This is a genomic window from Flavonifractor sp. An82 (genome assembly GCF_002159265.1).
Lineage (GTDB): Bacteria > Bacillota > Clostridia > Oscillospirales > Oscillospiraceae > Flavonifractor.
Genome location: NZ_NFHG01000003.1, coordinates 91,946 through 115,834, shown reverse-complemented (window position 1 = coordinate 115,834; position 23,889 = coordinate 91,946). Strand labels below are relative to the sequence as shown.

Genomic DNA, 23,889 nt, shown 5'->3' with positions numbered 1-23,889 from the left:
AGCCCTTCTGTGTTGTTATAAGGGTGAAAGGAGGGAGGGCCATGGAGGAACAGCGGGCCAGGGAGCTGGTGGACCGCTACGCCGACGCCATCATCCGCCTGGGCTACACCTGGCTGGGAGACCTGGACGACGCCAAGGACATCTGCCAGGAGGTGCTGCTCAAGCTGCTGACCGACGGGCGCACCTTAAGCGGCTGGACCATGACCCTCACCGACTGCATGGCCGACGACTACACCATCTACCTGGGGGTCACCCTCACCGCCCCGGAGGGGACGGTGCTGGACTGGGCGGACGGGTATCACTTTGAGGAATGGGGTTCTCCCACCTTCCCGGACCTGGATATGGGCGGCTCGGGAGGCTATGAGCAGCTGGAGGATCACGACCCTACGGACAACCAGCTGAGTTTTATCTTTACTGCTTATTATATCTCAGAAGGGCAATCCTTCAATGGCAGCACCATGGAGATCACCTTGGGGAAGCTCTACCACAATACCGTTTGGAATGAGACGGAGAAGGAGTGGGAGCGATCCTATGACTGTGGCGCGACCTGGACCTTCCGCACCACACTGAACTACCCGGACCACACCATTCGGCTGGAGCCCGATCTGCCTGTCCACACCCTGGACGTGGACGCCACCATGACAGAAGTAGTTGTGTCTCCCCTCAGTGTGTATGTGTGCATTGAGGGGGAGGCCCTTAAGGGCCACCACAGCTGGGTGCCCAAAGACGAGGCCGGTAATCCGGCCTGCATTGATGGTCAGGAAATCACCCTCTACACCAAGGACGGCACCGCCATTCCTATGATGGACGACCAGGCCTGTAGCGGGTGCAGCGGCGGCACCGACCCCTCGGAGGACGGCTGGATTCATCTGGTCCGCCGTCCAGACACCCCCCTGGACGTGGAAAACCTGGCCTCCATCTCGGTCTGCGGGGTGGAGATCCCCCTGACCTGATCCCCGCTGAAATACAAAAAGCGCGCCTTTCGGCGCGCTTTTTGCTTATCCGCGGCAATTACCGCACATAATAGACGTAGCTCTCCTTGCGGGGGGCGGGAGCGGGCTTGTCGCCCTCCCAGTAGCCCAGCACGCAGTGGCCCACGCCCTCGTACTCCCCGTGGACCCCCCACTTTTCCAGCAGGGCCTTGCCCTCGGCGGACTCAAACTCCTCCCTGGCCCGGTGGATCCAGCAGGAGCCCAGACCGGCGGCCTCGGCGGCGTTGAGCAGGTTGTCCATGACGCAGCTGCCGTCATACACCCGGTTGGCGTTGTCCACAGGCGCCAGCACCACCAGCACCGTGGGGGCGCCGTAGAAGGGGTCGGCCTCCGGCTTGCCCATGATGGCGGCATTCATCTTGCGCAGGGTATCCACCGTCTCCTTGTCCTGCACGGCCACAATGATGGGGGACTGACGGCCGCCGGCAGTGGGGGCGTAGACGCCCGCCTTGAGCACAGCCTGCAGCTCCTCCTCGGTGATCTGCTCCGGCTTGTAGGCCCGGCAGCTGCGGCGCTCCTCCAGCATCTTCAGCGCTTCCTGATTCATACTTCCAACTTCCTTTCCGCCTTACAGGCACGTTCTCATTCCAGTATACCCGTTTCCCGCTCCGGCGTAAAGCAGGCGTTTTTCACAGATTTTCCGGCCGCCCCCCGGGCCCTTCGTTTTTCGGCTGACAAGCGATTTCAGGTATGATATAATAAGCGCAAATGCCGCAGATATGCGGCTGTGCACTTCATGCACCTGCCCTTTGCACTGCAAAGGGCAGATTGCGCTTGTTACACTATGACAAAGCCGGCAGAGCCGGCTTCCGCCGGATATCCGGCGGACAAGCGGTTTTACCGCTTGTTGTTATAATATAATGCTGCATAGGGCAATCTGAGGAGAGGAGCGGCACGGCATGAAGATGAAAGTGATTGGATACCTGGCGCTGATCCTGGCGATCACCGGGGTGGTACTGCTCCTGATCGCCCTGCGGGGCTGAGCGCCCGATGTGAAAGATTGTGAGGTCCTTCTGTTTGAACTATGAAAAACGGACGCTCCCCAACGGGGTGCGTATCCTGACGGAAGAGGTGCCCGGCGTGCGGTCCGCCTGCCTGGGCATCTGGGTGGGCACCGGCTCCCGCCACGAGGCGGCCGGTGAAAACGGCGCCGCCCACTTTATTGAGCACATGCTCTTCAAGGGCACCGCCACCCGCACCGCCGCCCAGCTGGCGGAGGAGATGGACGCCATCGGCGGGCAGGTCAACGCCTTCACCACCAAGGAGTGCACCTGCTTCCACGCCCGGGTGCTGGACACCCACCTGCCCAGAGCAACCGACATCCTGTGCGATATGTTCTTCCACTCCAGGTTTGACGACGGCGACGTGGAGACCGAGCGGGGGGTCATTTTAGAGGAGATCGGCATGTACGAGGACAACCCGGAGGACCTGTGCGCCGAGCGGCTGGCCGGTGCGGTCTTCAAGGGCTCCCCCCTGGCCCGGCCCATTCTGGGCAAAAAGTCCACCCTGGAGGGGATGGACGGGGCCTGGCTGCGCCGGTACAAGGACACCCATTACGGCCCCCACTCCATTGTGGTCACCCTGGCGGGCCGGTTCACCCAGGCCGACGTGGACGATCTGGCCGCCCGGTTTGCGGTGCTGGAGCCCCGCCCGGCGGCAAAGAGCAAGCCCGCCGCCTACCGCAGCGGCATTGTGGTGAAGAAAAAGGCCATCGAGCAGAATCACCTGACCCTGGCCTTCCCGGGGCTGCCCTTCTCCGACCCCCGGCGGTTCACCCTGCAGCTGCTCTCCTCCATTCTGGGGGGCGGCATGTCCTCCCGCCTGTTCCAGCAGGTGCGGGAGCGCAAGGGGCTGTGCTACTCCATCTACTCCTACGGCACCTGCCATGAAGATACAGGCTACTTCGGCATCTACACCGCCCTGGGCCGGGAGACCGAGGGGCAGGCCCTGGACACCATTCTGTCCGTCATCCAGGACTTCAACGACCACGGGGTCACCCAGGAGGAGCTGGACCGGGCCCGGGAGCAGTCCAAGGCCAACGTCCTTATGGGGCTGGAGTCCACCCAGGCCCACATGAGCAGTCTGGGCCGTGGGGAGATGCTGGTGGGCCGGGTGCTGGACGAGGAGGAGATCATCGCCGCCTACGACGCCGTCACCCGGGAGGACGTGCGCACCCTGGCCGGGGAGCTGATGGACCTGTCCCAGGCCTCTCTGTCCGCCGTGGGCCGGGTAGGCAAGGCGGAGGAGTACCAGGCCCTGCTGAACTGACCATTGTGGAAAACCATGTGGATAATGTGCAAAACTCTTTTCTTAGGTAAATAGAAGGGGCGCCCCAATGGGGCGCCCCTTCTTTCTGTATTTCGTTCCATCCCTTGTGCCCCAACGGTTTCAGGCAGCAAGGGTGTGACAGACGGAAACATGAGCCGGGACTGGCCCCCGGCAGGCCCGCCGGTGGAAAACCGCCCCGCAGGGGAGGGTCCTACACAAAAACGGCCTGCACCAGCACCATGTACAAAATGGTGCCGCCGAAGATGCTCAGCAGGTTGTTGTGCTTCCACAGGTGGAGGACCACCACCGCCGCCACCGAGATGAGCTGGGGGACCCAGCCCCCCACCTGGGCGAAGGAGACCCCCCGCAGGCAGTAGACGATGAGCATGGCGATGACGGCGGGGGGAAGCACCCGGCCCAGATACAGGATCAGCTTGGGGGGCGCGCTCCCCCGGTCAAAGAGCAGGAAGGGAAGGGCACGGGTCAAAAAGGTCACAATGGCCATGACGGCAATGGCCGCGATGGCTCCGGCAGTGGTCAGCATGGTTCCTTCCCCTCCTTTTCCTCCAGCTTGTCCCGCAGAATGAGCAGCAGCAGCACGATCACACCCAGGGAGACGATAAGCATCTGCTGCTGGCCGAAGATCTGGCCCAGAATGATGAGAAATACGATGGTCACCCCAAAGCCCAGCAGGGCGGGCAGGTGATTGCGGTAGGCCTTCCACTGGTCCACGGCGATGACCACAAAGAGAGCGGTCATTGCAAAGTCGATGCCGGTGGTGTCCACCGGGATAAGGGCACCCGCCACCGCGCCGATCACCGACCCGATGATCCAGTAGCTCTGGTCCAGCAGGGCGATGGCGAAATAGAAGCTTTTGGGGTCCACCCCCACCGGTGCCTGGGCGGAGGAGAGCAGGGCATAGGTCTCATCGGTGAGGGAGAAGATCATGTAAAACTTCCGCCAGCCCATGCCCCGGAATTTCTCCAGCATGGACAGGCCGTACACCAGGTGGCGGAAGTTGATGAGCAGGGTCATGAAGGCCACCGTACCCAGGGAGGCGGCGGTGGACAGCAATGTCACCCCCAGGTACTGGCCCGACCCGGCGTAGATGGTGAGGGACATGAAAAAGGCCCAGATGAAGTTGTAGCCGATGGCCTGGAGCATAAAGCCAAAGGCCATGCCGATAGCCAGGTAGCCCATCAGCACCGGTACCGTCACCGGAAAGGCGGCGGACAGGGCTTTTCGGTTCATAGCGCGCACTTCCTTTGTGCTGAAATCAAATCCATATTTTACACACGTTAGCGCAGAAAAGCAAGAGGGCGCTGGGATTTTCCTTTTTCCCGGGGAATGGGGCCCATTGTGCGCAAAAGAGTTGTGTTTTCCCACCATACCGGTATATAATAAGGGTTACTGTATTTTGACAAGGTCCGGTGGACCGCTTGATTTGACCAGGAGAGAAGATCATGAAAAAGCTGCTGTTCATTTACAATCTGCACGCGGGCAAGGGCACTCTGCGGGGCCGTCTGTCTCCCATTCTGGACGAGCTGACCAGGGAGTGGGATGTGACCGTCCACCCCACCCGGGGACCGGGGGACGCCACGGCGGTGGCCCGGGACCGGGCGGGGGAGTTTGACCGTATCGTGTGCTCCGGCGGGGACGGCACCCTCCACGAGGTGGTGTCCGGCCTGATGGAGCTGCCGAAAGAGGGGCGGCCCACGGTGGGATATATCCCGGCGGGCACCACCAACGACTTCGCCAAGAACCTGGAGCTCCCCCGCACCCTGGAGGAGCTGGCGGCGGTGGCGGCGGCGGGGGTACCCCGGCCGGTGGATGTGGGCAAGTTCAACGACACCGATTTTATCTATGTGGCCGCCTTTGGGGCCTTCACCGACCTGGCCTACACCACCTCCCAGCAGGCCAAGAACCTGCTGGGCCATATGGCCTATGTGCTGCCGTCGGTGACCCGGCTGGGCACCATTCAGCCCCACCTGATGACGGTGGAATACGACGGCGGCACCCTCACCGACAGCTTCTGCCTGGGCCTGGTGTCCAACACCCTGTCGGTGGCGGGCATCAAGAGCACCCCCGCCCAGCCCATTGCCCTGGACGACGGGCTTTTTGAGGTGATGCTGGTGCGCCAGCCCCAGAGCATCCTCCAGCTCCAGGGGATCCTAAAGGCCCTGACCAACTTCAGCGACGACGAGGAGGGTCTGGTGACCTGCCTGCGCACCAGCCGGGCAAAGATCCGCAGTGAACAGGATCTGGCCTGGACCCTGGACGGGGAGTTCGGCGGCGACCATCGGGAGGTGGAGGTGTCCAACTGCCACCAGGCCATCACCATCGTATACGGGGCGTGACGGGCGTAGCGCCCGTCCCCCCATGATTTCATTTTAGATAAAAGGACTTGGACCGGTTATGACTACTTACGACGCTGGAACCTTTGATATTGCCGTCATCGGCGCGGGCCACGCGGGCATTGAGGCCGCCCTGGCCGCCGCCCGGCTGGGATTGAAAACCCTGTGCTTCACCGTCAATCTGGACGCGGTGGGCAATATGCCCTGCAACCCCGCCATCGGCGGCACCGGCAAGGGCCATCTGGTCCGGGAGCTGGACGCCCTGGGGGGCGAGATGGCCAGAGCCGCCGACCAGGCCTGCATCCAGTACCGGCTGCTTAACCGGGGCAAGGGCCCGGCTGTGTGGTCCCTCCGGGCCCAGGCCGACCGCCGCCGCTACCAGGAGGTCATGAAACACACCCTGGAGGGGCAGACTAACCTGTGGGTCAAGCAGGCGGAGGTCACCGACATTCTCACCCAAGAGGGCCGGGTGTCCGGCGTGCGCACGGTATACGGCGCGGAGTACAAGGTCCGTGCGGTGGTGGTGGCCTCGGGCACCTTCCTGGGGGGCCGCACCATCATCGGCGAGGTGACAAGGGACTCCGGCCCCGACGGGCTGGCCGCCGCCCTCCCCCTCACCGACAGCCTGAAAGGGCTGGGAATCACCCTCCGCCGGTTCAAGACGGGCACGCCCCCCCGCATCCACGCCCGCAGCGTGGATTTCTCCCAGCTGGAGGTCCAGCCGGGGGACCAGGAGGTGCTGCCCTTCTCCTTTGAGACCAAAGTTCCCCCGGAAAACAAGGCCATCTGCTGGCTGACCTACACCAATGAGCAGACCCACGCCATCATCCGGGCCAATCTGGACCGCTCCCCCCTGTATGACGGCACCATCGAGGGGGTGGGGCCCCGGTACTGCCCCTCCATTGAGACCAAGATCGTCCGCTTCCCCGACAAGGAGCGCCACCAGCTCTTTCTGGAGCCCATGGGGCTCAACACCGAGGAGCTCTACCTTCAGGGCTTTTCCTCCTCCCTGCCGGAGGACGTGCAGATCCAGATGCTCCACACCATTCCCGGTCTGGAGCGGGCCGAGATGACCCGGCCCGCCTACGCCATCGAGTACGACTGTGTGGACCCCACCGAGCTGCTGCCCACCCTGGAGCACAAGAAGGTAAAGGGCCTCTACGGCGCGGGCCAGTTCAACGGCTCCTCCGGCTATGAGGAGGCCGCCGTTCAGGGCTTTGTGGCGGGGGTGAATGCCGCTTTGAAGCTGCTGGGCCGGGACCCCCTGATCCTCCGGCGGGATCAGGGGTACATCGGGGTACTCATTGACGATCTGGTGACCAAGGGCACCAACGAGCCCTACCGGATGATGACCTCCCGCACCGAGTACCGGCTGCTCCACCGGCAGGACAACGCCGACCGGCGGCTGTGCCCCATCGGCCACGCCATCGGGCTGGTCAGCGACGAGAGAATGGCGGCGGTGGAAGCAAAATACGCCGCCGTGGACAAGGAGATCAAACGGCTCACCCACACCGGCACGGCGGAGGGACGGCTGGTGGACCTGCTGCGCCGGCCGGAAAACAGCTATGACAGCCTGGCCGCGGTGGATAAGGACCGGCCGGAGTTGTCCACCGAGATCACCGAGGCGGTGGAAATCTCGGTGAAATACCAGGGGTACATCGACCGGCAGCTGCGGCAGGTGGCCGAGCAGCGGAAGATGGAGGACCGGCCCCTGCCCGCCGATCTGGACTACCTGTCCATGGAGGGCCTGCGGCTGGAGGCCCGGCAGAAGCTGGACCAGATCAAGCCCCTGAACCTGGGCCAGGCCAGCCGTATTTCCGGGGTCAGCCCGGCGGACATCGCGGTGCTGATGGTCTTTTTGGAGAAATAAGGAGTTTATATGGAAAAAATCGTTCTGGGCCTGTCCGGCGGGGTGGACTCCGCCGTGGCGGCCACCCTGCTGAAGGAGCAGGGCTTCGCCGTCACCGGCCTCTACCTGGACATCGGCCTGGGAGGCACCGGGGCGGCCGACGCCGCCGCGGTGGCTCAGCGTCTGTCCATCCCCTTTGCGGTGGCCGACATCCGGGACCAGCTGGAGGCGCAGGTGTGCGCCCCCTTTGCCGCCTCCTATCAGTGCGGCCGCACGCCCCTGCCCTGCGCCCTGTGCAACCCCACGGTGAAATTTCCCGCCCTCTTCCGGCTGGCCGACCAGATCGGGGCACGATATGTTTCCACCGGCCACTACGCCAATGTGGAAAACGGGGTGCTGAAAAAGGGCCGTCCCGCCAACGATCAGTCCTATATGCTGGCCCGGCTCACCAAGGAGCAATTACAGAGAGTGATTTTCCCCCTGGGAAATTACGAAAAGGTCGAGGTGAGGGCCCTGGCTCACAACTTCGGTATTCCCGTGGCGGACAAGCCGGACTCCATGGAGATCTGCTTCATCCCCGACGGGGACTACGCCGCCTGGCTGGACCGCCGGGGCTTTTCCACACCGGCGGGCAATTTTGTGGACAGGGAGGGCAAGGTGCTGGGCCGCCACAAGGGGGTCCACCACTACACCCTGGGCCAGGGGAGAGGGCTGGGGGTCTCCGGCCCCCACCGGTATTTCGTCACCGCCCTGCGGCCGGATACCCATGAGGTGGTGCTCTCCGACGGCTCCGACCTGGGCAAGTCCACCGTATTCTGCTCTTCCCCCAACTGGATCGGGGTGGAGGGGCTGGACGGCCCTCTGGAGGTCACCATTCGTTTGCGCCACTCCCGCACCCAGGCGAAGGGCACGGTCTATCCCCATGAAAAGGGCGTGCGCATTGAGATGAAGACCCCCGCTCGGGCCCCAACCCCAGGCCAGCTGGCGGTGTTCTATTTAGGGGACACCGTGGCGGGCTCCGCCTGGATCGAGGGGGCCGTCTGATGTTATCCACAAAGGAGGGAACCCATGTGGAACACACACCGCTGTATGACGCTCTGACATCCTTTGCCGCCCAACATCCCCTGCGGATGCACATGCCCGGCCACAAGGGCAAGCCCCTGCCGGGGCTGGACAATCTGTCTGCCATCGACTTCACTGAGCTGCCTCCCACCGGCAACCTCTTTGACGGAGGCGGGGCCATCGGGGAGGCGGAGGGGCTGTGGGCGGAGGTATTCCACATGGACAGCTGCCTCTTTCTCACCGGCGGCTCCACCCAGGGGGTGCTGACTGCCCTTACCCTGGCCTGCCAGCCGGGGGACACCATTCTGCTGGACCGGGGAAGCCACCGCTCGGCCTACAACGCCCTGGCCCTGCTGGATCTGAAGCCGGTGTACTTGCAGCGGCCCTGGATGGAGCAGGCCGGGGTCACCGGGCTCATTTCCCCGGAAGAGGTGGAACAGCAGCTGGAGGCCCACCCGGAGATCAGGACGCTCTGTATTACTTCTCCTACTTATTACGGTGTGTTGTCGGATTTGCCCGCCCTGGCGGAGATCATGCACCGCCACGGGGGCGTTTTGGTGGTGGACGGAGCCCACGGGGCCCATCTGCCCTTTTTGGGGGACTACGGCCTGTCCGCCGCCGACCTGCTGGTGGTATCCGCCCACAAGACCCTGCCTGCCCCGGGGCAAAGTGCCCTGCTGTTCTCAAACGGCACCTTCTCCCACGCCGACCTGCGGCGGGCGGCCTCCATCTACGGCTCCTCCAGCCCCTCCTATCCCATGATGGCCGCACTGGATCTGTGCCGGGCCCATATGCTGGAGCATGGGGGGGCGGCCTACCGCAAAACGGCGGAGGAGGTGGCCCGGCTGCGGCAGATCTTCCCCGCCCTGACTGACAAGGACGCCCCCCTGGACCCCACTCGGCTGGTGGTGTGCGCCTCTGACGGCTATGCCGTGCAGGAGGCTTTGGAGGAACAAAACGTCTGGCCCGAGATGGCCGACGGGGGCCATGTGGTATTCATCCCCACCTGCGCCGACAGCCTGGACGACTTTGCCCGGCTGGAAACGGCATTGAAGGAAGTGGCGCTGGGGCCCTGTCCCGGCTACCCGGCCCCACCGGAGCCGCCGGAGCGGGTGCTCACCCCCCGGCAGGCCCTGTTTGCCCCCCGGCGCACCCTGCCCCTGGAGCAGGCGGAGGGGCTGGTGGCCGCCTGTCAGGTGGCCCCTTATCCCCCCGGTGTGCCTGTAGTGGCCCCCGGGGAGCGCCTGGACAAAAAAAGTATCGCATATTTGAAACAAATAGGTTATAATACACTGGAAGATGTTTCTGTGGCCGTACTGTGTGACGCGGCCCCAGCGCCGGAATCCCGGCATCTTTAAGCAGGAGGGATACCCCATGAAACTGGTTCTTGCGATTATCAATCATGACGACGCCAACACCGTTACCCAGGCCCTCACCAAGAAGGGCTTTTCTTCCACCAAGCTGGCCACCACCGGCGGCTTCCTGATGGCGGGCAACGTGACCATCCTCATCGGCGTGGACGAGGAGAAGGTGCAGAACGTCATTGACATCATCAAGGAGCACTCCCACTCCCGCAAGCAGATGATCCCCACCACCACCGAGATGAGCTACGGCTACTACCCCTCCATGCCTGTGGAGGTGGTGGTGGGCGGCGCCACCATCTTCGTGGTGGACATCGAGCGCTTCGAGCGGGTGTAAGATGGAGCTGTCCCGGCTGGTGGGGAACCTTCCCCTGAAGCGGCAGCTCTCCCTGGAGACCGCCCGGCGGGGGCTGTCCCACGCCTATATCATCAGCGGGCCGGCGGGGTCGGGCAAGCGCACCCTGGCCGGCCTGCTTTCCGCCGCCCTGGTGTGCACCGGCGGGGGGGAGATCCCCTGCCTGTGCTGCTCCGGCTGCAAAAAGGCCCTGGGGAACATCCACCCCGACGTGATCCACGCCGGCGGCGAGGGGGACGAGCTCAATGTGGCCCGGGTGCGGGCCATCCGCAACGACGCCTACATCAAGCCCAACGAGGCCCCCAGGAAGGTGTACGTCCTGGAGGGGGCCCAGAACATGAACGACCCCAGCCAGAACGCGCTGCTCAAGCTGCTGGAGGAGGGACCGGCCTACGCCGCCTTCCTGCTGCTCACCGACAACGCCGCCGCCCTGCTGTCCACGGTGCGCTCCCGGTGCGAGGTGCTCACCCTCTCCCCGGTGACCGTCCAGGAGGCGGAAGCCTTTTTGGCCGCCCGCTATCCCGACCGCTCCCAGGCGGAGATCTCCAACGCCGCCGCCCGGTGCGAGGGCATTTTAGGCCGGGCGGTGGACCAGCTGGAGGGCAAGGCCGCCGACGGAAAGGCCCTGGAGGGGGCGGCTGCCCTGCTGGAGCGGCTGTGCTCCAGGGACGAGCTGGCCATCCTGGACTTCTGCGCCGGACTGGAGCGGGACAAGTGGGACCGGGACTCCCTCAGCGCCCTGCTGGATGAATTTCTCCTGCTGGTGCGGGACTGCCTGGTGTGCGCCGCCGGGGCCCTCCATGAGAGTGACCCCCGCCGGAAGGCGCTGGCGGAGCAGGGGGCCAAGGCCCTGTCCCCCAAGGTGCTCACCGGCGCCGCCGCCCTGACCGAGCAGCTGCGCACCGCCTGCGGCTTCTACGTGGGCCCGGGGCACATCGCCGGCTGGCTGGGGGCCGGACTGACAAACAGCCTGAAATAGAGGCGGGACACGGGCCGATGTGGGCATCGGCCCCTACCATATCTTCCGTCTTCTTTTTTCATTTTTGATCTGATATCGGAGGTAATCATGACCGAAATCATCGGCGTCCGCTTCAAAAGCGGGGGCAAGCAATACTATTTCGACCCCCAGGGCCAGCAGGTTGCTCCCGGTCAGGGGGTCATCATCGAGACCTCCCGTGGCCTGGAGTACGGCGAGTGCGCCCAGGGCAACACCATGGTGGAGGATGAAGAGGTGGTGCAGCCTCTGCGCCCCATGGTGCGCATCGCCACCGACAAGGACCTGGAGACGGTCCAGAAAAACCACGAGAAGGAGAAGAAGGCCTTCACCATCTGCCAGGAGAAGATCGCCGCCCACGGGCTGGACATGAAGCTGGTAGAGGTGGAGTACAACTTTGAGGGCAACAAGATCCTCTTCTTCTTCACCTCCGAGGGCCGGGTGGACTTCCGGGCCCTGGTGAAGGACCTGGCCAGCGTGTTCCACGCCCGCATCGAACTGCGGCAGATCGGCGTCCGGGACGAGGCCAAAATGCTGGGCGGCCTGGGCATCTGCGGCCGGCCCCTGTGCTGCGCCTCCTTCCTGGACGAGTTCCAGCCTGTATCCATCAAGATGGCCAAGACCCAGAACCTGTCCCTCAACCCCACCAAGATCTCGGGCACCTGCGGGCGGCTCATGTGCTGCCTGAAGTACGAGCAGGAGGCCTATGAGGACGCCGTCCACCGGATGCCCAAAAACGAGTCCTTTGTGGAGACCCCCGAGGGGGCGGGCAACGTGTGCCAGGTGGACCTGCTGCGGGAGACCGTGAAGGTGTGCCTGGAGGACCAGCCCGAGACCCCCAAGTGCTTTCACAACTGCGAGCTGCGGGTGATCCGCAGCGGCAAGGGCAAGCGGCCGGAGGACTATGTGGCCCCGCCCATGGAGGAGCTGGCCAAGCTGCGGAAGGTGACTCCCGTGGAGGAGCCCCGCACCCTGAGAGACAATATGAATGCCGCCCTGGCCGGGCTGGGTGTGGCGGAGGAGGAGAGCGCTCCTGCCGCCGCCGAGACCCGCCGGACCCGCAGCCGCCGCCGCAGAGGGAGCGGGGAGCAGCCCCAGGCAGCCGGACAGCAGGGGAAGAAGGAGGAGGCCAAGCAGGCCCCCCAGAAGGCCCAGAGCCGTCCCCCCAAGGGGGACAAGCCCCGGCCGGAGAGCAAGCCCAAGGCTCAGGAGAGCGCCAAGCCCGCCGCCGAGAAGCCTGCCGCCGAAGGACAGGCCCCCTCCGGCGAGAAGAAGCGGCCCCGCCGCCGGTATCACCGCCGTCCCCGTGGGGACAAGCCCCAGAATCCCAATCCCCAATAACACCAAAAGCGGGCGGCCGATGGCCGCCCGCTTTTAGCGTGTCGAGAAAGCTCGACACGCTTCTCAAAAATGCAAGCATTTTTTCGAGGGGGATGCAGCCCGCTGCGTCGCACGCACAAAGTGCGTACGCTTGCGGACTGAGCAGTGTTTTTTCCGAGGCACATGTCCCCGGAAAAAACAGATTTTCATTCTATTCCGCCGCCTGCGGGCGGCGGAACTCTGCCGAGGGCTTTTTCCTACGCAAGAACTGAGCTCCCTTGCGTTATGTCTGCCTTTTCGACAGTCTATACTGCGGTTTCATATATCAATTCGTCATCTCGGCGTAGGGATAGATGCGCTTCATCACCTCATCGCCGTAGTGCTCATCCATGTAGACCTCCCAGGCCTGCTGGGCAGGCTGTCCGGCGGCCCGGGCGCTGTAGCGGGCCAGGGCCAGGGCGCTTACCCCCATATTCACCGTCATGAAGGCCAGCAGCAGCCACACCACGATCTTTCCCGGCTTTTTGGGGATTTTGGCCATCCCCTTGGACAGAACGGGGAAAAGGCCCTTGAACCAGGCCACGGCGGCAAAGCCCCAGAAGAAGCAGTAGAGCAGGTTGATGCGGCCCCCCAGGTTGAATGGGATGGCGCTGTAGTCCCAGAATACGGTGCCGAACACCAGCTCGGTAAACACGCTGCACAGGTATTCATACAGGCCTCCCAGCAGGGTGCCCGCCACAAAGAAGAAGCTGGACGACCGGTCCCGGTAGCGGTAAAACATCAGGGTGGCCGCCGCCAGAGCCAGGCCCCACACGATGCTGAAGGGGCCCCACACCACACTGCTCCGGCTCATCCACCAACCCAGCCGCAGCCGGCAGAAGATGGTCTCGGCCAGATCGCCGCATACCCCTCCCACCAGGAAGAGGAGCATGATGCTGTAAAAGCTGTTGCCCCGGGCAAAGGGATTGCTTTTGTCCTTCTCCTTCCGGCGGACAAATTTCGCCTGGGGATAGGTCCGCTGGATCCGGCCCTCGGTGCGGCGGAGGATCCATTCTCCCATGCGGATGGACAGGGTGGCCAGGCGGCTGTTCACCGCCTCCACCCGGGGCAGGGCCCCGCGGATGCCCATGAGGGTGAGGATGGTACCCACGCTGTCCACCGCCAGCAGGCCCACCAGCACCCACACCAGGATGACCGCCAGCAGGGGAGGCAGCAGATGATAGAGGGACAGGAGCAGGGGGCTGACCCATTCCACCGCGATCAGGCCCAGCAGGCCCCACAGGGCCGAGGCCGTCAGACAAATATAGCCGTCCAGGTGGAAGCGGCTGCCGCTGTAGTCCCACCAGCGGGTATGGGTGGCCCGCTCCAGCAGGTGGCCGGCCACCCACTCCACCAGGGTGGCACCCACGGCGCAGCCCAGGAAGAGGAAGAACCAGCTGCCCCGCAGCTCGCTGAGGCCCCAGGTCAAGATGGCCCCCGTCAGGCCATAGGAGAGGCACAGGGGGCCAAAGAGCACGCTGCGGTCCACATACTTCTTCTGCCGCAGGGCGGCGTAGGCAGTCTCCAGTACCCAGCCCAGCAGGCCGTAGCAGAAAAAGAGCCACAGCAGGGAATCAAACGACACGGCTATGTATCCACCTTTCTGATATCAGCAGTCTGAAAGGTATCTTACCTTATTTTCGGGGAAAAGACAACGGAAATCTGTACGGTTACAGAGAAAGAGAGGACGCTATGAACACGGAATTTGAAAAAATGGTAAACTGTGAGCTATACAACACGGAGGTGCCCGAGCTGCAGGCCATGCGGGCCCGGGCGGCCGGTCTGTGCCATCAGCTGGATCTGCTGCCCCCTGGGGAAGAGAAAGAGCGGCTGGCCCTGCTGAAGGAGCTGCTGGGCTCCACCGGGGAGCACTTAACCATCAACCACGGTTTCAAATGCGACTACGGCTGCAACATCACGGTGGGGGAGCATTTTTACGCCAACTACAACCTGGTGGTGCTGGACTGCGCCCCGGTGGTCTTTGGGGAAAATGTGTTCATCGCCCCCAACTGCGGCTTTTATACCGCCGGCCACCCCCTGGACGCCCCCACCCGCAACAGCAGACTGGAATTTGCCAAGCCCATCACCGTGGGGGACAACGTGTGGATCGGCGGCAACGTGACGGTGCTGCCCGGAGTAAAGATCGGCAGCGGGTCGGTGATCGGCGCGGGCAGCGTGGTCACCCACGACATTCCCCCCAACGTGGTGGCGGTGGGCAACCCCTGCAAGGTGATCCGAGCCATTGAGAACCAGCCGTAAAGAGATAAAAAGACCCTGAGCCGTTGGCTCAGGGTCTTTTTATCTCTGTTTTACCGGTGCTCGCCCCGGCTGTAGGCCACCACGGTCCGGCGGTTGGGCTCGGTGCCGATGGAGTAGGTAGTCACATCGGGGGTGTCCTGCAGGGCGGTGTGGATCACATGGCGCTCATAGGCGTTCATGGGCTCCAGGGTCACGTTCCGGCGGTACTTGACCACCTTGCCCGCCACCTTGTGGGCCAGACGGATGAGGGACTCCTCCCGCTTGGCCCGGTAGCCCTCGGCGTCCACGTGGATGCGGACACGCTTGGACTGGCCGTGGTTGACAGCGTAGCCGGTGAGCTGCTGGATGGCGTCCAGGGTCTCGCCCCGGCGGCCGATGAGGCCGCCCAGGTCCTGGCCCACCAGCTCCACCTGGTAGGTGCCGTTCTCGTCCACCTTGATCACAGGCTTGGCCTGGGCGCCCATGTGGGACAGCAGGCCGGTGAGGAAGGCATCGATCTGCTCGGCCTTCTCCCCCTGGGCGGGGGCGGCGACAGGCTGAGCCGCGGGGGCCTCAGCCTCCACGGCGGGAGCGGGAGTCTCCTCCTTCACAGGCTCCACCACGGGAGCGGCGGGGGCCTCCTCCACAGGGGCGGGGGTCTCCTCCGGCTCGTCGGGAGCCTCGTAGGTCACTTTCACTTTGGCGGGGCAGCTGCCGATCCCCAGGAAGCCGGACTTGGCCCGCTCCAGGACCTCCACAGATACCTCGTCCCGATCCATGCCCAGCTTCTGCAGGGCGGCCTCGATGGCGGCCTCCTCGCTCTTGCCGGTGCTCTCGATCCATTTCAGCATTTGGGTATCTCTCCTTATGAATCCACGGCAGAGCCGTTATTCCTTGGTCTCGCCGTTGTCCACGGCGGTGTCGGCAGGGGCCGCCCCATCGGCGGACTCACCGGTCTCAGGTGCGATGCACACAGCGGGAGCGTCGGTCACGACCTCCTCCTCCACGGGAGCGGCCTTGTCCTGCTTTCTGCCGAAAATGGGCTCCTCGCCGGGGTAGCAGGTGGGGCCGTCCTCGCTGTAGCGGTAGGGATCGTAGGCACGGCCGCGGGCGTACTGCCGGATACCCACCCGGCTGTACTCCTTCACGATGCCGGGGATCTTCTCCTCGTCCTCGTGCTTTTTCTCGGCCTTCTTTTTCTTGCCGCGGTTGAGCTTCTCTTCCTCGATGCGGCGGGCCCGCTCCTCGGCTTTGCGGCGGCGCTCCTCCTTCTCCTCTTCCTTCTCCTGGAGCTCACGCTCGGCCTGCTTGCGGGCGGCCTCCTCGTAGTCCTTCTTCAGAATACGGCTGCACAAAAACTCCTGCAGCATGCTCAGCAGGTTGTTGGCGATCCAGTACACGCACAGGGCGGCGGGCAGGGTAAAGCCGATCCACAGGGAGATCAGGGGGGAGACGATCATCATGGTCTTGGCGGAGCTGTTGTTCTGGGCGCTCTGCTTGTTGATGGCGTTGGTCTTCATGGAGATGAAGGAGAAGAACACGCCGGTCACGGCGGAGATCACCGGCAGCAGGAACAGGCCCAGGCCGCCGGTAATGGTCCAGAACTGGAGCTGGGGGATCTGGGACAGGTCCACCAGACCAAAGAGGCTGAAGTTGATGGAGAACACGTTGGCTCCCACGCCGCCGGCGGCGGTGACCGCCTGCTGGACGGCAGCCAGGTTGTCGGCGTTGATGAGGGAGGCCAGATAGAGCTCATTGTAGTAGCCGGCAGTCTCAGTGAAGCTGGCGGCGGCCTGCTTGATCCAGCCCATGTCTACGGCCTGGGTGCTCCAGTTGACGGCCTCGGCAATGGCGTTGAGGGAATTCGGGTCGGTAATGCCCATCATGTAGTGGATGGGCGCGCGGATGATGGGATAGAGGACCATCAGGATGATCAGGGGGATGAAGGACCACAGGCAGCCGCCCATGGGGTTGACCTTCTCCTTCTCGTAGAGCTTCTGGACCTCCAGATTATAGCGCTGCCGGTCCTTGCCGTACTGCTTCTGCAGCTTCTGCATCTGGCCCTGCAGGATGTTCATCTGGATCATGCTGCGCTTGCCCTTCAGAGAGAGGGGGAAGAGCACCACCTTGACCACCAGAGCGAACAGGACCAGGGTCAGACCGTAGCTGCCGCAGAGACTATAGAAGAACCGCAGCAGCCACGCAAAAGGGGTGAGGATGATTTCCATTTGTGCGCCTCCAAGTTACATTGTTTGCCGCTTCCTTGCGGTCACGGCACGGGGTCGTACTCGATGGATTTCTGCTTATGGAAGGGCTGGCATTTCAGAATACGGCGGATGGCCAAAAAGCCCCCCTTGAGCGCACCGTATTTCTCCACCGCCTCCAAGGCATACTGGGAGCAGGTGGGGATAAAACGGCAGCAGGGGGGCCGGGCAGGAGAGATGTGCTTGCGGTAAAACCGGATGAAAAAGAGCAGCAGGCGCTTCAAATCAGGCCCCCTCCTTCCGGAGCAGGCCCAGCTTGTCCGCCAGGGAGAGCAGGCTGCGCTCCACCTCCCGGTACCGGCAGTGGCCGGCCCGTACCCGGGCCACCACCACCAGGTCATAGCCCGGCAGGAAGCGGTCCTCATGGATGCGGTAGGCCTCCCGGATGCGGCGGCGGGTACGGTTGCGCACCACCGCCTTGCCCACCTTCACGCCTACGGTGATCCCCAGGCGGCTGCGGGGGGAGTTGTTCTTCCGGCAATAGAGTGCAAGACAGGGATTGACCGCGCTTTTGCCCTTATTGTACAGGCGGCGGAACACGTGGTTCTGCTTCAGGGATACGGTGTGTTCCACGGCGGTCCTCCTTTCCCGGTCAAAACTTCCGTATGCTGCGCAGGGGCGGTGGGAAAAGCTCCCCCGCCCCTATGAAATGCCCTATTCCATTTGCGGACCCATCAGTGGGTCAGACGGGCGCGGCCCTTCGCGCGGCGGCGGGCCAGGACCTTGCGGCCGTTGGCGGTACGCATACGCTTACGGAACCCGTGCTCCTTGGAGCGCTGGCGCTTCTTGGGCTGATAGGTACGAACCATGTTGGGACACCTCCTGTACAAAAATCAAGCGGGTTGCCCCGCCCACCACAACAGCCTTTCGGCTGCGGTCGTCAAACAAAACTGCTTTACACCGCATGGATTTACACGATGCACATGGTATTATAGCCTATTTCAAAATGGCATGTCAACCACTATTTTGCTTTCTTTTTTGGTTTTTTTATGGAGATGGGAGAGAAATACCATATGTTGTGGCCCGAAAGAGAGAAGACCCTATGCGTGAGACTCTTTCTTCTGCAAAAACAGGGCGGGCGGGGGCCTGTCCCCGCCGGGCGCCCTTTGTCAGACTGTGTGGAAAGCTGTGTGGAAAAGTGGTTTCTTTTTTATAATTGTATCGTTGCTTTCCACATACCGATTTGATATAATAATGTCTGCTGAATAAACCGTAAATCGGTTTATTTGCGCGGCTGTCGCCGCGCAATTTCATAAAACGGCTCAGGGGGGCCGTTTTATGAAATTCAGACATTGTTACAATGCGTATTTTCATTGGAACATCCTGTGTTCCAATGAAAGGCGCAAGGAGTTTGGATCATACGTTCCAAACTCCTTGCGCTGGAACAAAGCCGAAAACCTTGAAAACCAAGGATTTCGGCTTTGTTCCGTACGCATTATAATGTTATTCGTTAAATTATCTGTACTCCCGCCGCCGGCGGCAGCACCCATGAGCCAGGTCTTGAAAGCCTTCGCTTTCAAGGTCTTGTTTTGCTGCGCCGGCAGCGGCCATCCATTTTGACGAAAGAGGTGGTCTTTCCGTGAATTTACCGGCCGATCTCTGGGCCAAGGTCCTCTCCCTGATGGAGGGGGAGATGACTGCCACCACCATCAACACCTGGTTTGACGACGCCACCCCCGTGGCCCTGGAGTCCAACCGGTTCGTGCTCCACACTCCCTCCAACTTCAAGCGGGACATCATCAACTCCCGCTACCTGCCCGCCATCCAGAAGGCGCTCCACGAGCTCTTTTCCTCCGACTTTGAGATCGTGGTGCTGGGGGAGGGGGAGCTGGAGGGCTACGGCAAAAAGAAGGTGGATGACGTCTTCCTCCCCGGCACCGAGGAGTACACCTTCGAGCGCTTCGTGGTGGGCGCCTCCAACAAGTTTGCCCACGCCGCCGCTCTGGCGGTGGCTGAGCAGCCCGCCCAGACCTACAACCCCCTGTTCATCTACGGCGAGTCCGGCCTGGGCAAAACTCACCTGCTCTACGCCATCGCCCACAAGATCCACCAAGCCCACCCCGATTACCGCATCGTGTATATCAAGGGGGACTCCTTCACCAACGAGCTGATCCAGGCCATCCGGGAGGGCCGCAACCCGGAGTTCCGGGAGAAATACCGCTCCGCCGACGTGTTCCTCATGGACGACGTGCAGTTTATCGCCGGCCGTGAGTCCACTCAGGAGGAGATGTTCCACACCTTCAACACCCTGTATGAGGCCAAGCGGCAGATCGTGTTCACCGCCGACCGCCCCCCCAAGGAGATGCTGCGGCTGGACGACCGGCTGCGCACCCGGTTCGAGTGGGGCCTGCCTGTGGACATCCAGCCCCCCGACTACGAGACGAGAGTGGCCATCATCAAAACCAAGGCCATCCGCCGGGGCATGAACCTGCCCGACCCTGTCCTCCAGTATATCGCCGAAAACATCACCTCCAATGTGCGGCAGATCGAGGGCACCGTCAACAAGATCCTGGCCTTCCAGGAGCTGATGGGGGAGAGTGTGGACGTGGACACCGTCACCCGGGCGGTGCGGGACATGTTCAAGGACAAGGCGGAGTTCCTCCCCTCGCCGGAGATCATCATCGACGAGGTGAGCAAGTTCTACAACATCGACGTGGAGGCCCTCCGGGGACAGGGGCGCACCAAGGACACCGCCCTGGCCCGGCAGATCGCCATGTATCAGATCCGCCGCATGACCAACCTGTCCCTGAAGGAGATCGGCAAGGAGTTTGACAACCGGGACCACACCACCGTCATGCACTCCATCGACCGCATCGAGAAGCTGACCAAGCAGTCCCCCGAGATCGCCGAGGTCATCAAGGACATCAACGCCAACATCAACGCCCGGTATGAATAGGGCTGGATGCTGTCTGCATATTCATGCATAAATATGAATGGATATGGATAAGTCCTTCCAGTTTATCCATGCGACCTCTTTCCACATTTCCACCGAAAAGTATGGATATGTGGAAAAGGGGCTGTGGATAACTTTTGGTCCTGATTTTGCCTGTGGAAAGTGCCCTTTTTTCGTCCACACCCCCTGTGGAAGTGCCAGCCCATGGCCCACAAGGAGTTTCGCCACTTTTCCACAATGTTTTCCCCTACGGCTTACTATTACGACCTTTATCCCTCCTCTCTCCGGAGGAGCGCGCGAAATCCAAGCGGAGCGTCTCCGCTCCTGATGAAACGGAGGATACACCATTATGAAATTTTCCTGCGAAAAGGCTCTTTTACAGTCGGCCATCTCCACCGCCTCCCGGGCTGTCTCTCCCAAGAGCTCCATTCCCGCTCTGGAGGGCATCCTGCTGGAGGCCGGACAGGAGCTGCGGCTCACCGGCTACAATCTGGACACCGGTATCCGCACCATTGTCCCTGCCGACATCAGCGAAACCGGCACCCTGGTGCTGGCCGCCCGGCTGTTCGGTGAGATCATCCGGAAGCTGCCCGACGACATCGTTACCTTCCAGACCGACAATTATATGGTGCACATCACCTGCGGCCCCAGTGAATTCAACATTCTAGGCACCGATCCCGAGGAATTTCCCGAGCTGCCCACGGTGGAGTACCAGAATTCCCTCACCCTGCCCCAGTCCAAGCTGAAAGCCATGATTTCCCAGACCATTTTTGCCGTCAGCGACAACGAAAGCCGCCCGGTCCACACCGGCTCCCTCTTTGAGGCTGACGACAAGGGTCTGACCATCGTCTCGGTGGACGGCTTCCGGCTGGCCCTCCGCCATGAGGCCATTGACCAGAAGGACGGCGCCCCGGAATTCTCCTTCGTGGTGCCCGGCTCCGCCCTGTCGGAAGTGGAAAAAATTTGCAGCGACTGTGACGAGCCGGTGTCGGTGACCCAGGGCGCCCGGCACATCATGTTCAAGGCGGGGTCCACCATGCTGGTGACCCGGCGGCTGGAGGGTGAGTTTTTGGCTTACCGCCAGGCCATCCCCCGCAACAACGGCATCTGCCTGGAGGGTGAGACCCGGGCCCTGCTCTCCTCCATCGAGCGCGTATCTTTGATCATCACTGAGAAGCTGAAATGTCCCCTGCGGTGCGTGTTTGAGGACGGTTTGATGAAGATCTCCACCAAAACCGCCATCGGCGACGCCTACGATCAGTGCCCCGTGTCCGGCGACGGCCAGGGTCTGGAGATCGGCTTTAACAACAAGTATCTGATGGACGCCCTCAAGGCCGCCCCTGCCGACAAGGTGCGGCTGGAGCTGTCCACCAGCGTGTCCCCCTGTGTCATCCTGCCCACCGAGGGGGAGGAGAATTTCCTGTATATGGTTCTGCCCGTCCGCCTGAAGGCCGGGGAGTAATCTGCCGCCTGTTACAAAAGAAAGGAAAAAGACCTTGGAATTGCATCCTTATCTGCACAAAGTGCAATTTTATGAGACCGACGGCATGAGCATCGTCCACCATGGAAATTATATCCTTTGGATGGAGGAGGCCCGTACCGACTTTATGGATCAGATCGGCTGGAGCTACCACAGAGCGGTGAACGCGGGCATCGACTTTGCCGTCACCGACGTCAGCTGCAAGTACCGCTCCATGACCCGGTTCGGGGAGACGGTGGCCATCCACATGGCGGTGGAGTCCCTGTCTCCCGCCAAAATGCAGCTATCCTACAAAATGGTCAACGCCGACACCGGGGAGCTGCGGGCGGAAGGCACCTCCGGCCACTTCTTCTATGACCGGGCCAAGGCCCGGCCGGTGGCCCTGAAAAAAGCGCTGCCCGATCTGTGGCAGCTGCTGCAATCCCTGCACGAAGAAGGGAGAAATGGGGAAGTATGAAGACCATTCAGTCCAAAATCACAACGGAATTTATCAAGCTGGAATCCCTGCTGAAGTTTGAGGGTCTGGTGGAGACCGGCGGGGAGGCCAAGGAGCGCATCCAGGACGGCGAGGTTCAGGTCAACGGGGAAGTGTGCACCATGCGGGGCAAGAAGCTGCGCCCCGGCGACGTGGTCACCCTGGATGACCTGCGCGTGGAAGTTTTATGATCGTAAAGTCGGTCTGCCTGGACTTTTTTCGCAATTATCTCCACTTTGAGGGGAGCTTTTCTCCCAACGTCAATGTGATCTGGGGGGAGAACGCCCAGGGTAAGACCAATCTGCTGGAGGGCATCGCCTACCTGTCCACCGCCTCCTCCCACCGGGCCCGGTACGACAAGGAGCTCATTCAGATGGGGGTGGACCACGGCTTTGTGAAGGCGGAGGTCTTCTCCCGGGGGCGGGACTTCACCCTGGAGGCCCGGCTGGGCCGGGGGGTGCGGCGGCAGCTCTTTTCCAACGGCGTGAAATTGAAAACCGCCGGGGAGCTGGCGGGTGTGCTCAACACCGTGCTCTTCTGCCCGGAGGATCTGTGGCTCATTCGGGAGGGGGCCGCGGTGCGCCGGAAGTTTTTGGACAGCTGCATCTGTCAGCTGCGGCCCCGATATGCTGAGGCTTTGGCGGAGTACCGGCGTCTTTACGACCACAAGACCCGCATTCTGCGGGACTGGGAGGAACACCCCTCTCTGCTGGACACCCTGGACGAGTTCAATCTGCGGATGGCGCAGACCGGGGCCATGCTCATCCACTACCGGGCCTACTTTGTGAAGCGGCTCCAGGAGGTGACGCCCCCCATCCACCGGGATTTTTCCGGGGGAAGGGAGGAGCTGGGGCTGCGCTACCAGACGGTGAGCACCATCGAAGATCCCCTGGCTCCCACCCGTACCATATTGGATCAGCTTTTGCAGCACCAGCAATCCCACCGGAAGGCGGAGCTGGAGGTGCGGCAGTGTCTGTCGGGCCCTCACAAGGATGATCTGACGGTGGAGCTGGACGGGGTAAGCGCCAAAACCTTTGCCTCCCAGGGCCAGACCCGGACGGCGGCTTTATCTCTCAAGCTGGCTTCCCGGGAAATCTTCTTTCAGGAGACCGGGGAGTGGCCGGTGCTGCTGCTGGACGACGTGCTCTCCGAGCTGGACCAGCGCCGGCAGGAGTTTGTGTTGAAGCGCATTACGGGCGGCCAGGTGTTCATCACCTGCTGCGAGCCCATGGACCCGGTTAGATTGGGGGAGGGAAAGACCTTCCACATCGACCATGGGACCCTGGTGGGGTGACCGGTTTTCCACAAAACGCACCCCTTATGTGGATAAGATTCAGGAGAAGCCTATGATACTTTTGATCCTTGCTCTGCTCCCGCTGGCGGGGGGCTTCCTGCTGGAGTTTCTGGTATGCCAGTTCACCCGGCAGGGAAGTAAGCTGTGGAAGCTCATCCCCCCGGTGGCCGCCGCCCTGGTGACGGGGTACGTGGTGTTCCACCGGCTCAACCTGTGGGAGTCGGACAGCTCCCCGGTGACCCAGCTGCTTTTCATTCCCGGTGTGCCCGCCCTGGGGTTCTTTGTGGGGCTCTTTCTGGGATGGAGGCTGTACCGGTGGCTGTGGAAGCCCAAAATCGTTCGGGACAGAAGGGAGGACAAGTAGATGTATCTGCATCTGGGCCAGAATGTGGTGGTCCCCTTCCGGGACGTGGTGGGGCTCTTTGATCTGGACAACACCAGCTCCTCCCGCCTGACCCGGTCCTTTCTGGAGCGGGCGGAGAAGGAGGGGCGGCTGGTTAACGTGTCCGACGATCTGCCCCGGTCCTTCGTGCTGTGCAGCAACAGCAGGGAGGCGCCCACCGTCTATCTGTCTCAGCTCTCCGCCGCCACCCTGCTGCGGCGGGCGGAGAACAACAGTTTCGAATAAACAGTAAGTCGGGCCGCCAAAGG

At 62.5% G+C, this 23,889-nt stretch carries 26 protein-coding genes; 17 read left to right on the top strand and 9 right to left on the bottom strand.

Going from position 1 to position 23,889, the window contains the following annotated elements; translation table 11 throughout:
- Window positions 1-41 precede the first annotated feature (41 nt).
- Window positions 42-953: a hypothetical protein gene (locus B5G34_RS18890; RefSeq protein ID WP_204245913.1), complete on the top strand. Its 912-nt coding sequence runs from the start codon at window positions 42-44 to the stop codon at window positions 951-953.
- A 58-nt stretch (window positions 954-1,011) separates the two neighbouring features.
- Here B5G34_RS18890 and B5G34_RS05640 read toward each other — a convergent pair whose 3' ends face one another.
- Window positions 1,012-1,539, bottom strand: a complete 528-nt coding sequence (locus tag B5G34_RS05640; RefSeq protein WP_087335063.1) for a nitroreductase — start codon at window positions 1,537-1,539, stop codon at window positions 1,012-1,014.
- A 470-nt stretch (window positions 1,540-2,009) separates the two neighbouring features.
- Between B5G34_RS05640 and B5G34_RS05635 the strand changes: the two genes are divergently transcribed.
- Entirely contained in the window at window positions 2,010-3,260 is a 1,251-nt protein-coding gene (locus B5G34_RS05635) for a pitrilysin family protein (protein WP_087335061.1), read from the top strand.
- A gap of 211 nt (window positions 3,261-3,471) precedes the next feature.
- Here the strand turns inward: B5G34_RS05635 and B5G34_RS05630 are convergent, their stop codons facing one another.
- Together B5G34_RS05630 and B5G34_RS05625 are read right to left on the bottom strand one after the other, a co-directional pair.
- Window positions 3,472-3,804 carry an AzlD domain-containing protein gene (locus B5G34_RS05630; RefSeq protein WP_087335060.1) on the bottom strand — a complete coding sequence of 111 codons (333 nt, stop codon included), beginning with the start codon at window positions 3,802-3,804 and terminating at the stop codon, window positions 3,472-3,474.
- On the bottom strand, window positions 3,798-4,511 hold the full coding sequence (locus B5G34_RS05625; RefSeq protein WP_087335057.1) for an AzlC family ABC transporter permease: 714 nt from the start codon (window positions 4,509-4,511) through the stop codon (window positions 3,798-3,800). The genes B5G34_RS05630 and B5G34_RS05625 overlap by 7 nt, the downstream gene beginning before the upstream one ends.
- Window positions 4,512-4,723: 212 nt before the next feature.
- Here B5G34_RS05625 and B5G34_RS05620 point away from each other — a divergent pair, with 212 nt between their 5' ends.
- The 7 genes from B5G34_RS05620 to B5G34_RS19465 all read left to right on the top strand — a co-directional run bounded on the left by B5G34_RS05620 (window position 4,724) and on the right by B5G34_RS19465 (window position 12,576).
- Entirely contained in the window at window positions 4,724-5,617 is an 894-nt protein-coding gene (locus B5G34_RS05620; RefSeq protein WP_087335055.1) for a YegS/Rv2252/BmrU family lipid kinase, read from the top strand.
- A 58-nt stretch (window positions 5,618-5,675) separates the two neighbouring features.
- Entirely contained in the window at window positions 5,676-7,484 is a 1,809-nt protein-coding gene (mnmG, locus tag B5G34_RS05615; RefSeq protein WP_087335053.1) for a tRNA uridine-5-carboxymethylaminomethyl(34) synthesis enzyme MnmG, read from the top strand.
- Between the two features lie 9 nt (window positions 7,485-7,493).
- Complete coding sequence (gene mnmA / locus B5G34_RS05610; protein WP_087335052.1) at window positions 7,494-8,507, top strand: tRNA 2-thiouridine(34) synthase MnmA; 1,014 nt, start codon at window positions 7,494-7,496, stop codon at window positions 8,505-8,507.
- 26 nt (window positions 8,508-8,533) lie between these two features.
- The gene (locus B5G34_RS05605) at window positions 8,534-9,883 is read left to right on the top strand and encodes an aminotransferase class V-fold PLP-dependent enzyme (protein WP_242956864.1); all 1,350 of its coding nucleotides are present in this window, start codon (window positions 8,534-8,536) and stop codon (window positions 9,881-9,883) included.
- 16 nt (window positions 9,884-9,899) lie between these two features.
- Window positions 9,900-10,223 (top strand): cyclic-di-AMP receptor, encoded by a 324-nt coding sequence (locus B5G34_RS05600; protein ID WP_087187235.1) that lies wholly within the window; start codon window positions 9,900-9,902, stop codon window positions 10,221-10,223.
- 1 nt (window position 10,224) lies between these two features.
- On the top strand, window positions 10,225-11,220 hold the full coding sequence (locus B5G34_RS05595; RefSeq protein WP_087335048.1) for a DNA polymerase III subunit delta: 996 nt from the start codon (window positions 10,225-10,227) through the stop codon (window positions 11,218-11,220).
- A gap of 87 nt (window positions 11,221-11,307) precedes the next feature.
- Window positions 11,308-12,576: a stage 0 sporulation family protein gene (locus B5G34_RS19465; RefSeq protein ID WP_087335047.1), complete on the top strand. Its 1,269-nt coding sequence runs from the start codon at window positions 11,308-11,310 to the stop codon at window positions 12,574-12,576.
- 304 nt (window positions 12,577-12,880) lie between these two features.
- On the opposite strand, the gene B5G34_RS05585 is transcribed toward B5G34_RS19465, so the two are convergent.
- A complete protein-coding gene (locus tag B5G34_RS05585; protein WP_087335045.1) occupies window positions 12,881-14,179 on the bottom strand; it encodes a putative ABC transporter permease in 1,299 nt (432 codons plus the stop codon).
- A gap of 107 nt (window positions 14,180-14,286) precedes the next feature.
- On the opposite strand from B5G34_RS05585, the gene B5G34_RS05580 reads away from it, so the two are divergent.
- The gene (locus B5G34_RS05580; RefSeq protein WP_087335044.1) at window positions 14,287-14,853 is read left to right on the top strand and encodes a sugar O-acetyltransferase; all 567 of its coding nucleotides are present in this window, start codon (window positions 14,287-14,289) and stop codon (window positions 14,851-14,853) included.
- 50 nt (window positions 14,854-14,903) lie between these two features.
- Here B5G34_RS05580 and jag read toward each other — a convergent pair whose 3' ends face one another.
- From jag to rpmH, 5 genes are all read right to left on the bottom strand, one after another.
- On the bottom strand, window positions 14,904-15,683 hold the full coding sequence (gene jag / locus B5G34_RS05575) for an RNA-binding cell elongation regulator Jag/EloR (protein WP_087335042.1): 780 nt from the start codon (window positions 15,681-15,683) through the stop codon (window positions 14,904-14,906).
- 36 nt (window positions 15,684-15,719) lie between these two features.
- On the bottom strand, window positions 15,720-17,060 hold the full coding sequence (locus B5G34_RS05570; RefSeq protein ID WP_087335040.1) for a YidC/Oxa1 family membrane protein insertase: 1,341 nt from the start codon (window positions 17,058-17,060) through the stop codon (window positions 15,720-15,722).
- A gap of 41 nt (window positions 17,061-17,101) precedes the next feature.
- Window positions 17,102-17,320: a membrane protein insertion efficiency factor YidD gene (yidD, locus tag B5G34_RS05565; protein ID WP_087335037.1), complete on the bottom strand. Its 219-nt coding sequence runs from the start codon at window positions 17,318-17,320 to the stop codon at window positions 17,102-17,104.
- 1 nt (window position 17,321) lies between these two features.
- Window positions 17,322-17,669, bottom strand: coding sequence for a ribonuclease P protein component (rnpA, locus tag B5G34_RS05560; RefSeq protein ID WP_087335035.1), 348 nt, complete (start codon window positions 17,667-17,669; stop codon window positions 17,322-17,324).
- Window positions 17,670-17,770: 101 nt separating this feature from the next.
- The gene (rpmH, locus tag B5G34_RS05555) at window positions 17,771-17,905 is read right to left on the bottom strand and encodes a 50S ribosomal protein L34 (protein ID WP_006570963.1); all 135 of its coding nucleotides are present in this window, start codon (window positions 17,903-17,905) and stop codon (window positions 17,771-17,773) included.
- Between the two features lie 770 nt (window positions 17,906-18,675).
- Between rpmH and dnaA the strand changes: the two genes are divergently transcribed.
- The 7 genes from dnaA to B5G34_RS05520 all read left to right on the top strand — a co-directional run bounded on the left by dnaA (window position 18,676) and on the right by B5G34_RS05520 (window position 23,866).
- Window positions 18,676-19,992, top strand: a complete 1,317-nt coding sequence (gene dnaA / locus B5G34_RS05550) for a chromosomal replication initiator protein DnaA (RefSeq protein WP_087335033.1) — start codon at window positions 18,676-18,678, stop codon at window positions 19,990-19,992.
- Between the two features lie 346 nt (window positions 19,993-20,338).
- Window positions 20,339-21,451, top strand: coding sequence for a DNA polymerase III subunit beta (gene dnaN / locus B5G34_RS05545; protein ID WP_087335031.1), 1,113 nt, complete (start codon window positions 20,339-20,341; stop codon window positions 21,449-21,451).
- A 34-nt stretch (window positions 21,452-21,485) separates the two neighbouring features.
- A complete protein-coding gene (locus tag B5G34_RS05540; RefSeq protein WP_087335029.1) occupies window positions 21,486-21,926 on the top strand; it encodes an acyl-CoA thioesterase in 441 nt (146 codons plus the stop codon).
- Window positions 21,923-22,135 (top strand): RNA-binding S4 domain-containing protein, encoded by a 213-nt coding sequence (locus tag B5G34_RS05535; protein WP_087187244.1) that lies wholly within the window; start codon window positions 21,923-21,925, stop codon window positions 22,133-22,135. Before B5G34_RS05540 ends, B5G34_RS05535 begins: the two co-directional genes overlap by 4 nt.
- The gene (gene recF, locus B5G34_RS05530) at window positions 22,132-23,238 is read left to right on the top strand and encodes a DNA replication/repair protein RecF (protein ID WP_087335027.1); all 1,107 of its coding nucleotides are present in this window, start codon (window positions 22,132-22,134) and stop codon (window positions 23,236-23,238) included. Before B5G34_RS05535 ends, recF begins: the two co-directional genes overlap by 4 nt.
- 52 nt (window positions 23,239-23,290) lie before the next feature.
- Complete coding sequence (locus B5G34_RS05525; RefSeq protein ID WP_242956862.1) at window positions 23,291-23,602, top strand: Tat pathway signal protein; 312 nt, start codon at window positions 23,291-23,293, stop codon at window positions 23,600-23,602.
- A complete protein-coding gene (locus tag B5G34_RS05520) occupies window positions 23,603-23,866 on the top strand; it encodes an extracellular matrix/biofilm biosynthesis regulator RemA family protein (RefSeq protein ID WP_087335024.1) in 264 nt (87 codons plus the stop codon). It abuts the gene before it with no gap.
- The last annotated feature ends 23 nt before the right edge of the window (window positions 23,867-23,889 follow it).

Excerpts from the sequence above, each read along its gene's own strand:
- B5G34_RS18890 (WP_204245913.1), top strand. The coding sequence starts at position 42 with ATGGAGGAACAGCGGGCCAGGGAGCTGGTGGACCGCTACGCCGACGCC.
- B5G34_RS05640 (WP_087335063.1), bottom strand. The coding sequence starts at position 1,539 with ATGAATCAGGAAGCGCTGAAGATGCTGGAGGAGCGCCGCAGCTGCCGG.
- B5G34_RS05630 (WP_087335060.1), bottom strand. The coding sequence starts at position 3,804 with ATGCTGACCACTGCCGGAGCCATCGCGGCCATTGCCGTCATGGCCATT.
- B5G34_RS05625 (WP_087335057.1), bottom strand. The coding sequence starts at position 4,511 with ATGAACCGAAAAGCCCTGTCCGCCGCCTTTCCGGTGACGGTACCGGTG.
- B5G34_RS05620 (WP_087335055.1), top strand. The coding sequence starts at position 4,724 with ATGAAAAAGCTGCTGTTCATTTACAATCTGCACGCGGGCAAGGGCACT.
- mnmG (WP_087335053.1), top strand. The coding sequence starts at position 5,676 with ATGACTACTTACGACGCTGGAACCTTTGATATTGCCGTCATCGGCGCG.
- mnmA (WP_087335052.1), top strand. The coding sequence starts at position 7,494 with ATGGAAAAAATCGTTCTGGGCCTGTCCGGCGGGGTGGACTCCGCCGTG.
- B5G34_RS05600 (WP_087187235.1), top strand. The coding sequence starts at position 9,900 with ATGAAACTGGTTCTTGCGATTATCAATCATGACGACGCCAACACCGTT.
- B5G34_RS05595 (WP_087335048.1), top strand. The coding sequence starts at position 10,225 with ATGGAGCTGTCCCGGCTGGTGGGGAACCTTCCCCTGAAGCGGCAGCTC.
- B5G34_RS19465 (WP_087335047.1), top strand. The coding sequence starts at position 11,308 with ATGACCGAAATCATCGGCGTCCGCTTCAAAAGCGGGGGCAAGCAATAC.
- B5G34_RS05580 (WP_087335044.1), top strand. The coding sequence starts at position 14,287 with ATGAACACGGAATTTGAAAAAATGGTAAACTGTGAGCTATACAACACG.
- jag (WP_087335042.1), bottom strand. The coding sequence starts at position 15,683 with ATGCTGAAATGGATCGAGAGCACCGGCAAGAGCGAGGAGGCCGCCATC.
- B5G34_RS05570 (WP_087335040.1), bottom strand. The coding sequence starts at position 17,060 with ATGGAAATCATCCTCACCCCTTTTGCGTGGCTGCTGCGGTTCTTCTAT.
- rpmH (WP_006570963.1), bottom strand. The coding sequence starts at position 17,905 with ATGGTTCGTACCTATCAGCCCAAGAAGCGCCAGCGCTCCAAGGAGCAC.
- dnaN (WP_087335031.1), top strand. The coding sequence starts at position 20,339 with ATGAAATTTTCCTGCGAAAAGGCTCTTTTACAGTCGGCCATCTCCACC.
- B5G34_RS05535 (WP_087187244.1), top strand. The coding sequence starts at position 21,923 with ATGAAGACCATTCAGTCCAAAATCACAACGGAATTTATCAAGCTGGAA.
- recF (WP_087335027.1), top strand. The coding sequence starts at position 22,132 with ATGATCGTAAAGTCGGTCTGCCTGGACTTTTTTCGCAATTATCTCCAC.
- B5G34_RS05525 (WP_242956862.1), top strand. The coding sequence starts at position 23,291 with ATGATACTTTTGATCCTTGCTCTGCTCCCGCTGGCGGGGGGCTTCCTG.
- B5G34_RS05520 (WP_087335024.1), top strand. The coding sequence starts at position 23,603 with ATGTATCTGCATCTGGGCCAGAATGTGGTGGTCCCCTTCCGGGACGTG.